The sequence below is a fragment of the Alicyclobacillus kakegawensis NBRC 103104 genome (genome assembly GCF_001552655.1).
Taxonomy (GTDB): Bacteria; Bacillota; Bacilli; order Alicyclobacillales; family Alicyclobacillaceae; genus Alicyclobacillus_G; species Alicyclobacillus_G kakegawensis.
In genome coordinates this window covers 1-9,454 of the sequence record NZ_BCRP01000044.1, presented here as the reverse complement: position 1 = coordinate 9,454, position 9,454 = coordinate 1, and the positions used below count along the sequence as shown (strand labels likewise).

6 protein-coding genes and 2 pseudogenes are annotated in these 9,454 nt (G+C 50.2%); 3 read left to right on the top strand and 5 right to left on the bottom strand.

Features of this window, described 5'->3' with window-relative positions; all coding sequences use genetic code 11:
- Positions 1-57 precede the first annotated feature (57 nt).
- Both AK2_RS15990 and AK2_RS15985 read right to left on the bottom strand, forming a co-directional pair.
- Positions 58-975: an ABC transporter ATP-binding protein gene (locus AK2_RS15990; RefSeq protein WP_067937018.1), complete on the bottom strand. Its 918-nt coding sequence runs from the start codon at positions 973-975 to the stop codon at positions 58-60.
- A gap of 915 nt (positions 976-1,890) precedes the next feature.
- Entirely contained in the window at positions 1,891-2,484 is a 594-nt protein-coding gene (locus AK2_RS15985; protein ID WP_067937016.1) for a TetR/AcrR family transcriptional regulator, read from the bottom strand.
- Between the two features lie 182 nt (positions 2,485-2,666).
- Between AK2_RS15985 and AK2_RS15980 the strand changes: the two genes are divergently transcribed.
- A complete protein-coding gene (locus AK2_RS15980; protein ID WP_067937012.1) occupies positions 2,667-3,233 on the top strand; it encodes an NADPH-dependent FMN reductase in 567 nt (188 codons plus the stop codon).
- 204 nt (positions 3,234-3,437) lie between these two features.
- Here AK2_RS15980 and AK2_RS16715 read toward each other — a convergent pair.
- From AK2_RS16715 to sfnG, 3 genes and pseudogenes are all read right to left on the bottom strand, one after another.
- Positions 3,438-3,852 (bottom strand): annotated as a pseudogene (locus AK2_RS16715) (nucleotide disphospho-sugar-binding domain-containing protein); the annotation flags it as partial.
- Positions 3,853-4,082: 230 nt separating this feature from the next.
- Positions 4,083-5,282: an acyl-CoA dehydrogenase family protein gene (locus tag AK2_RS15970; protein ID WP_067937005.1), complete on the bottom strand. Its 1,200-nt coding sequence runs from the start codon at positions 5,280-5,282 to the stop codon at positions 4,083-4,085.
- A 67-nt stretch (positions 5,283-5,349) separates the two neighbouring features.
- Positions 5,350-6,432 carry a dimethylsulfone monooxygenase SfnG gene (gene sfnG, locus AK2_RS15965; RefSeq protein ID WP_067937000.1) on the bottom strand — a complete coding sequence of 361 codons (1,083 nt, stop codon included), beginning with the start codon at positions 6,430-6,432 and terminating at the stop codon, positions 5,350-5,352.
- Positions 6,433-7,038: 606 nt separating this feature from the next.
- Between sfnG and AK2_RS17020 the strand changes: the two genes are divergently transcribed.
- On the top strand, positions 7,039-7,533 hold the full coding sequence (locus tag AK2_RS17020) for a CHRD domain-containing protein (protein WP_157076400.1): 495 nt from the start codon (positions 7,039-7,041) through the stop codon (positions 7,531-7,533).
- A gap of 583 nt (positions 7,534-8,116) precedes the next feature.
- Positions 8,117-9,454, top strand: a pseudogene (locus AK2_RS17570) (IS5 family transposase); the annotation flags it as partial.

The window sequence follows — 9,454 nt, the reverse complement described above, 5'->3', positions numbered from 1 at the left end:
CCCTCCCAATACGACTATCTTTGTTGCAGCGAGTGGCCATAACATTTTCGGCAGTTGTCATGCACGTTTCCCCCTCTCGTTCCCTTGAATGATCGTGAGAAACGCTTCCTCCAAGTCGGTGCTTTTGACTTCCAAGTTTGTGATCTCAATTTGATGTGCAAACAGCTGTGCCAGTACCCTCTCCGGATTCCGGGTCCATATTTCGAAATCTCTATCGTCTTTACGAAACCGTATCACTTCTGGAATCTTATCTAATAGGTCTTCTGCCAGATTCTGCGCTGAGAATACAACGCGCTTGCCACTGACTTTGGCTTTAATAGCATCCGGTGAGCCTTCCGCAACCACCCTGCCGTGATTCAAGACAATCACGTGATCGGCGAGGGCGTCTGCCTCCTCCAAATAATGCGTCGTCAGTACAATGGTCTTGCCAGACTGAGCCATTGACTGAATTTGCTCCCAAAATCGCATCCTCGATTGTAGATCCATGGCAACGGTCGGCTCGTCAAGGAACAATAAATCCACATCAGCAATCAAGCAGAGAGCGAAATACAGCCGTTGACGTTCCCCACCCGATAGTTTTCCGACCCTCGACCTTGACTTGGCCGACAATTCGGCCATCTCGAGCGCCCATCCAACATCGAGGTGGCTCGCGTACAGGCGGCGAAACATTTCTACTGCTTCTCGCACTCGAACGGTGTCTGGTACCCTCGACTCCTGTAGCATGCAAGCGAACCGGCGGCGAGCCAGCGGATGTCGCGGGTCTAAGCCGAAGATCCGAACCTTACCGGATGTTGGCTGCCGAAGTCCCAACAAGATCGACATGATTGTCGTCTTACCGGCTCCGTTCGGACCGAGTAAAGCGACAATTTTCCCCGCGGACACAGAAAAGCTGACATCCACAAGTGCCTTTCTTCGTCCAAACTGCTTACCAACGTTCTCTAACTGGACCACCACGGTTTTCTCATCGGAGGGCATACGATTGCCTCCTTCGTTAAAGGGACTCTGTTATCCAAAGTCGGGAGTCGGCTCGGGTACTGACAAGATAGCATCGCCTCGGGGAGTCCGGGAAGTGACATTTCGTCGAAGTTTCGAGTGACAAATGTCATGCCTCCGGCGGCTATGGGCGATAGCCACCCGTTTCGTTACCAGGACCATCCTCACAGTGCCTACTAGAGAGGGTAGACGGGCTCATTTCTTATATTCGGGGCCAGACCAATCTTACATGGCGTTTGGTGAAAAATGCGTTTTTCTGTTCGTGTCGCTTCGCAGCAAGTGCGTATATATAGATTAGTTTGAAGATCAAAGTCCTCGCTGACCTCCTACACCACCTACACATCCATCCCTCATACCCTCCTTTTGCTCGACAAGAATCAGTCGTCCATCGGAGTATACGTAGACATCCATGTCCAACGTTGTGGCCACATCATGTTCTAGGCATGCACCCTGCGAATTAATCCATCCCCCTGAAAGCATTGATTCCATCGCAATCTAGCAACGAACGCAGTGCTCTGCGCATCCAGACTGTCCACGGATCGTTGGCGTTTTCATTGAACTCCGCTGGGTTCACGATCTCATAACGTTTGTCGCGTAACTTCTTGCGGCTTCATCAAAGGCCGGGCGGTTAAACGCCGTGTTGGACATCGTGCTCCGCACGGGTCCCGGGAAGACCTCGTTGAAGATGGGCCCAACCACCGCTATTTGTGTCTTGCAATGAGGAATGTCAACAAAGGATTGAGATCCCCAAAATCATCGCGCAGGATTCCCCGGACATATGTTCTGTTTAGCTAGCACTTTGCGTAAGTGGGCTTCAGTGCCGGTTTGTTGGGGTGTCCTTTTACCAGCGTGATACATTGCGTCTTCAGTGGTAAGCCGCGATCCCGGAAAAGAGCGTCAGTTCCGATTCAGCAAACGATCGGTCTGTAGCATTCCATCAAGGATAGGAATGACCAGCTCAGCAAGCTCCGCGCCGGTCCCCTTGGGTTTGTTCTCTGCCCAATAGTGGGCCGCGCCATAGATCGCCCAGCTTGTGACGGCCACTGCCAATTCACGGGTGCTCGGATCCCCTGCCATTGTCCCGGGGGACTCCGAAAGCCAGTTGGTCAGCACTTTCTTCACGACGTTCACCACTTGCGATTGGCAGAGAATTCTCTGCCGCTCGTCAGCGTGTTGGCAGTGACCCTGAAGGCACCCGAAATATTCCCACATCGTTATAATCAGTGCTCGAAGATTTTCCACACTGTAGTGGTCTTTATCGGGTAACTTGCTCTTGAGCCGCTCCCGGAACTGTTCGCTGACGGCGTATTCCATGAGCTCATATTTGTCCGCGAAGTGATCATAAAATGTCGAGCGGTTTACCATCGCTAACGCAGTGATATCTTGTACGGTAATGGCTTGAAAGCTTTTTTGGGCCATCAGTTTGAGGAAGGCTTCCTGCAAGAGCTTTCGCGTTCGACGCACGCGTAAATCCACTGCCTTCTGATCCATACCTAGGGTTTCTCCCCTTTCCGCATAACTAATCCTACGGGAGTCAACACTTGAGCCGTCGTGTTGTGTACCCGACATTGTTACCAAATCTGATGGTTGACTCCACTATACCTAACAAGTATCCTGTTTAGCAACAGGTGTTGGTTTTGCTTCACCTGATGGAATATAGGGGAGGAAGTTAGGTGCTAAAGATTGGTGTAATTATCAGCACTACCCGTGACGCACGTTTTGGAGACAAGGTGGCTCAATGGTTTATGGACCTTGCAAGCCAGCGCACGGACATGCAATTCGAGCTCATCGACCTGCGTGATTACCCACTACCCTTCTTCAACGAGAGGACCTCGAACCTGCATGCGCCTACCCAAAATGCCGAGGGCCTGCGGTGGCAGAAGAAGGTGGCGGAGTTCGATGGGTACGTCATCGTGACAGCAGAATACAACCACGGCCCATCAGCGGTACTCAAAAATGCATTAGACTACGCGTACGTCGAGTGGGTGCGAAAACCGATCGCTTTCGTGGGATACGGCGGCGTCGGTGCAGCCCGTGCCATTGAGCAACTGCGCCAAATCGCCATCGAGTTGCAAATGGCACCTATTCGCTCCTCTGTGCACATTCAGGGCGGTGATTTCATGCAGGTCTTAATGGGGCAAAAGACGCTGGAAGAACTGTCGTATTTACCACCGCTAGTGTCTAACATGCTGGATGATTTAGCTTGGTGGGCCAACGCCTTGAAGGTGGCCAGAGAATAGCATTAACTCTGGCAAGGTAAAGGGTCTCAGTCAGCCTCAGGATAGGGAATCGGGCCTGCGGGAGTTGGGAACAAACATTTCTCAAAGTCCACATATGCCGGCTGTTTGTTAGACATAGTACAGACCATGCGGTGTGCATGGTCTTTCGCATTAAAGATGAAAGCCGCATTCACGATGTTTTACTGGTTCTTCGGGGAGACTCCATCATGTCGTGATGCCTAGACTCCGCTTATACGCGAAGATCTCCTCGACGGCTCGATGATACCCTCCCGCAGCACGAAAGAATCTCCAATTTCAACGCATACCTTTCTGATTGACGCATCCGTGAGTACGCGTTCTGCCGCCTCTCTAAGATCTCCCGCGGTTAAGCCTTCTTGACTTAGGTGGATGCCCGCACCGATTTCAACCACACGTCGCGCAACAATAGGTTGGTCGGGCTTTGGGGAAGCACAATCAGCGGCACACCATAATAAAGACCTTCACTTGTACTGTTCATACCGCCGTGTGTGATGAACAATTTGGCGTGTTGCAGCACTTCGAGTTGCGGTTCATAATTGCGGACAATGAAATTCGTAGGAGTGTCTCCCAATTCTGCTATCTGAGTTTGTGTACCAACGGATTTTTCGAGAGGTGTGAGCCCATTCGAGCATCCGTGCTGATCATGCCGTACGACATGAGCCTCTAGTTCCACCATGGTGTCGTAGGCTTGGTCATGTTACACCCGCTTGTTCTTGAAACTTCTCTGCTAATTCTTCTACCCCTTCGAAAACGCGCCAAGACCCGCCTGCGACACCAGCACGGAGCACTTGTTCGCCGCCTTTAGCACGTAAAATTTGGCTCGCGTAAAAATTAATCTCCGCCTTCGTACCACAGTTCAAGCGGTAGACCGACAAGCGATTTGCCAATCCACTCACGAGCGATATTATTTGAAGGGCCCATCGCAATTCCGGCGCGAGCATCTCTATACAGTCGTTCGAATATCCCCCGTTTGTATCCATAGCCACCAGTCACATCAAGCGCGACATTCGCTGCCTTGTTCGCTACTTCTGACGCGTGAATCTTGAACTCGACGAGCGGCAAGAGTAACTCAACCTGCGGTCTTCCTTGAGCCTGTAACTCATCTAATTGCCCAGCCAGTGAAAGTTGCCATGGTTTCAGACTCTCTATCAATACCTTTATCTCCGCCAACTTATGCCGAATAATTTGATAATCCGCAAGTCTCTTGTTGAAATCACGATGAATCATACCTTTTACATATGACACCGACGCATCTAACGCCGCTTGGGCAACACCAAGCCACGTGGATCCAATCCCAATGAGATACACCGGTGAAACACCGCTTTCTAATATTTCTCTACCTTGACCTTCCACACCTAATTTATTTCTTGGATGAACGCGAACCCCTTCATAACGAATCGGACCACTATGATTACCGCGGACCCCCAATCCGTCCCAGACACCTGGGATGATTCCTGGTAATTTTCCGTCGACAATGAAGAAGCTCACATCAGTTGGTTCCGTCGCTCCGGGAGAGCGAGTTTGGAATATATAAAAGTCCGCTTGACCGCAACTGGTGGTAAACGATTTTTCAGCATTCAAAATATAATCTTCCCCGTCACGAGAAGCTTCACTAAAATTAAACCACCAGTGACCGCCTGTCGCTTTTTCACTGGTCGAATAAGTCCCAATAAGCCCTTGGCGTACTGGCTTCAACCACCGCTCCTTTTGATCATCGTTTCCGTACAGCACGATAGTCTGCGTTGCCCCTACATGCATGACGTATACCAGTGCAGTCGATGGGCATCCTTTTCCAATCTCCTCAGCGGCTATCGCAAATGCCACGTAATTGAGACCGAGTCCATCCCACTGCTCAGGAATCAGTACACTATTCCATCCCGTTTCAGCCAGCACCTTAAGATTTTCTCGAGGGAAAGTTCCATCCCGATCAATCACTTCTGCTCTTGGTACAATGATATTTTGTACAATTGCTCTGATTTCTTCTCGAATAGCGCGATAATCAATTTCTACTTTATGTAGATCTACGCTCATGGCCACTTCCTCCTTAAATGGTGTGTAGTAAATGATACGGTCAAAACCCCGAGAAGATTTGCTACCCTTACCTAGAAAATTCCAATTTATTTTGGAGGTCCACTTCTCTCTCACGAACAAGAGGAATGACCTTTTCCCCAAACGCTTGAAGGTCTTCATCATAATGAAGAAACGCCGTCAGAATTAAATCAACACCGACTTTTTTCAGCTCGATGATTCGATCCGCTACCTGTTCAGCAGTACCGATTAATCCTGTTTTAAAACCGTCATTATACTGAACTAAATCTTCGAAATTTGAATTCGCCCACATACCCTCACGTTCCGGAGATGCTTGTCCGGCAAAGCGCACCTGACTCCTAAAACCTTCTACTGCTTCGGAGTCTGCATATTGGATGATGTCACGTAGAACTTGTCTCGCCTCCTCTTCCGTATCCCGAACAATTACAAACGCATTAACGCCGAACTTTACCCTGCGCTTGTTTGCTGCAGCAAGCGTTTTGACTTCGTCAATTTGCGCTTTCACTCCATCGATGGTGTTCCCGTTCATGAAATACCAGTCGGATACCCTGGCTGCCATGTGCCGAGCGGCAGACGAGTTGCCTCCTTGGAAAATCGGTGGAATTTCAATCGGCTTCGGCTTTAAGGGTGCTCCGTTTATTCGGTAGAAATCTCCGCGGAAATGAGCCTCTTCATCGGACCACATTTTTCTCAGAATCGATATAAATTCCTCAGACCGTCGATACCGCTCGTCATGATCGAGCCATGGCTGGCCATATGCATGGAATTCGCCTTTAAACCATCCACTCACAACATTAATAGCAGCACGTCCATGGCTGATTTGGTCAATCGTTGAAATCATCTTAGCTACCACTCCCGGATGCCATAATCCAGGAAGCACAGCTGCAATCAACTTGATCTTTTTCGTCACCGTCGCCAGCGCAGACGCCAAGGTGATCGCTTCCAGTTGGTTTTCAGCACCATAACTTGCGACAAATCGGGTTTGCAGTAAGGCAAATTCAAATCCAACTTCCTCCGCAATCTGAGCATACCTTGCATTATCTTCGAAAGACCATCCCGTACGCTGAGGAATCTTTGAGATGACTAAACCTCCACTCACATTCGGCACCCAATAGGCAAACTTTAATGACATGTTCGCCACCCCCGATACGGATTTCATGTGCAGTCAAGGTTCAATGGCATGATCAACTTTTTCATACATCGCAGAAACAAAAAGACGCACAGCATAAAGCGCTGATGCGTCTCTGGTGGTCCAGTCGACCCTCTATTCGTATATTAATAAGTACTGCATTGTAATGCAACATTATCTTATAAATTTAATATGAATACAGGTTGGATGGGGCCCGCAGCACCGAACGCTCCGGCCGTTTGAGCGAACTTGAACTGCAGCAACACGAGATGCGTCACCGGCATCGGAATCTTCAGCTCAAGCATAACCATGAGCCTCACTCCCGGTTCCCTTCGAAAACGCGCCGAGGCCCGCCTGTGACACCAGAACTGAGCACTTGTTCGACACCTTAAGCACATAAATGCCGGGTCCTGTATATAGCTACTCAATTTCTTGCGATCCAACAGTCTTACGATGAGACCATCGAAAAATCGAGGTCATTCTGACCAGCCTGGTACACATTTTAGACACACAGTAAGCGTTGACAACGAATTCATGTAACAGAAATGTAACATCGAGGGAGATAGGATTGAAATGTAATTTAAAAATAAATTAGGGGGCCAGAACACATTGAATCGAAAATCCTTGGCAGTAGTAGCTCCGCTGATGATGATTGCGACATTAGGGATAGCGGGTTGTGGTACAAATAGTTCGCCGACAACGAACACGACCTCACATGCTACGAAGAGTACTGCAAAACCCGTCTCCAAAACTAAATCTAGGGCTAAATCTGTTACTACGTCGGCGATCGCAACACTGAACTCGACGAAAGGAAGTAAGGTTAAAGGTACCGCGACTTTGACCCTAAATGCGAAAACGCACCAACTGACTGTTACCGTGAAGGCCACTGGATTAGCACCTGGCAGTGTGCATCCTGAACTCATTCGTAGCGGAACAACGACCAAATCAGGCCAAGTAGTTTACAAGTTGAAGAATCTGACTGCTAACAAACATGGAGATGCCGATGCTACAACTGTTGTCAAGAGCGTCAAAAGCATTCCCGCCAGCGGTTGGGTAATCAATGTCAATCAAGCGTCTAATCAGTCCCACGTGTTGGTGATGTAAAAAATAAATAAAAATAATTTAGGATATCAGGGCGCCATGGGGCGCCCTGTTGTGTGAACATAGTATAGTCCGTTGACCCCTCTCTTCCCATATTTCCTACATCAAAATCCTCTTGCAATTGCTATAGACGACCATTTTATCCATTCAGTGATTATCTTCCATTTAGATAGCAAATTTATGGTAATCATCATTATTCGTCACATGGTGCATCACGATACATACGCGTAAAAACGACCGGATTGTTCTAGTCGTGATGTTCGGAGTCCACTTTCAAACATGTTTTGGATAAATAGCGTGAATCACCCGTCGGGCAGATTGGTATTGACCATCACACGATAGAGCCTAGCCAAAAGTTCTGTATCTGAAACGGATAGTCGCCTTTTCACTTGACCATGAAAGAGGGGAGACATCCAGATAGCCCCTTACCTACTTGCCTCAGCATGGAGTACTATTTAGCCTAATTAGGGTCTGCTGAACGGTTGATAAGTCCAATCGCAACAAGGATTCCTGGCCGTTTGTGACGAAATCTCATGCACGGATTTTCGCTGGAATCCGTCAAAATCCTTGCACCTGAGGGGTTCCCATGTATCGCTCGACCGAACGACAGATGCTGCTTCCCGATGACTTCTTCCTGCCGTTTGGCGGGAAATTGAACAAGGAAAACCGCTGGGTAAAGCTCGCCCAGATGATCCCCTGGTGGAAAGTTGAAGAGCACTACGGAGAGCGCTTGAAGTCCTGGACGAAGGGACAACAAGCGTACTCCGTCCGTGTAGCACTTGGTGCACTCATCATCCAGGAACGTCTGGGTCTGAGCGACCGCGAAACGGTCTGCCAGATCACGGAGAACCCGTATCTGCAATACTTCATCGGGCTGCCGCGTTTTCAGGAAGAGCCACCGTTTCATCCGTCGTTGATGACGCATTTTCGGAAGCGGCTGGGTCCAGACGTGTTGAGTCAGGTCAATGAATGGATTGTGATAGAGCAGGACGACCGTGATGATTCGGATGATGAGGAGGATGGTGGTGATTCGGGGCAGCTAGGTGTGCGTACCGACTCCAAGTCCAGGACAAAGGCGCAAACAACCGCGAACCAAGGCAAGCTGCTGCTGGATGCCACCTGCGCGCCAGCGGACATCGCCTACCCGACCGACTTGTCGCTCCTGAACGAGGCCCGTGAGAAACTGGAGAAGATGATTGACGTTCTACATGCAGTCCGTGAGCGTGGCAGGCGCAAGCCGCGCACCTATCGGGAGAAGGCGCGTAGAGCGTACCTGGCGGTGGCGAAGCAGCGCCGCGTGAGCCCGCGTGCCCTGCGCAAGGCCGTTGGAAAGCAACTGCGGTTTGTCGCACGAGACCTGCGAATCATCGGTCAATTGAAGGAGGAAGTTGGGCTGGGGCCCTGGGCACTCGGCAGTACCGTCAGCTGTTAGTCATCCAGGAACTGTATCGTCAACAGGAAGAGATGTACCGCAAGAAGACCCGACGCATCGAGGACCGAATCGTCAGCCTTTCCCAGCCCCATGTACGGCCCATCGTTCGGGGGAAGGTACGCGCCAACGTGGAGTTTGGTGCGAAGGTGGCCATCAGTATGGTGAACGGGTACGCAAGGCTGGAGCGGCTGGACTGGGACGGTTTTCACGAAGGCAATACCTTGCAAGCGGCGGTGGAGGCCTACCGGGAGCGGTATGGCCATTATCCGGAAGCTGTGCTGGCCGACAAGGCCTATCGGAGTCGGGAGAACCTGCGTTACTGCAAAGAGCGTGGCATTCGCCTGAGTGGACCTCCGTTGGGTCGGCCCTCGAAGACAGCGCGGGCAGAGCTGGCACGGATACGGATAGAGAGACAGGACGCAGTGGAACGAAACGCAATCGAAGGGAAGTTGGGAGAAGGCAAGCGTCTGTATGGTCTGGGTTTGATTCGCT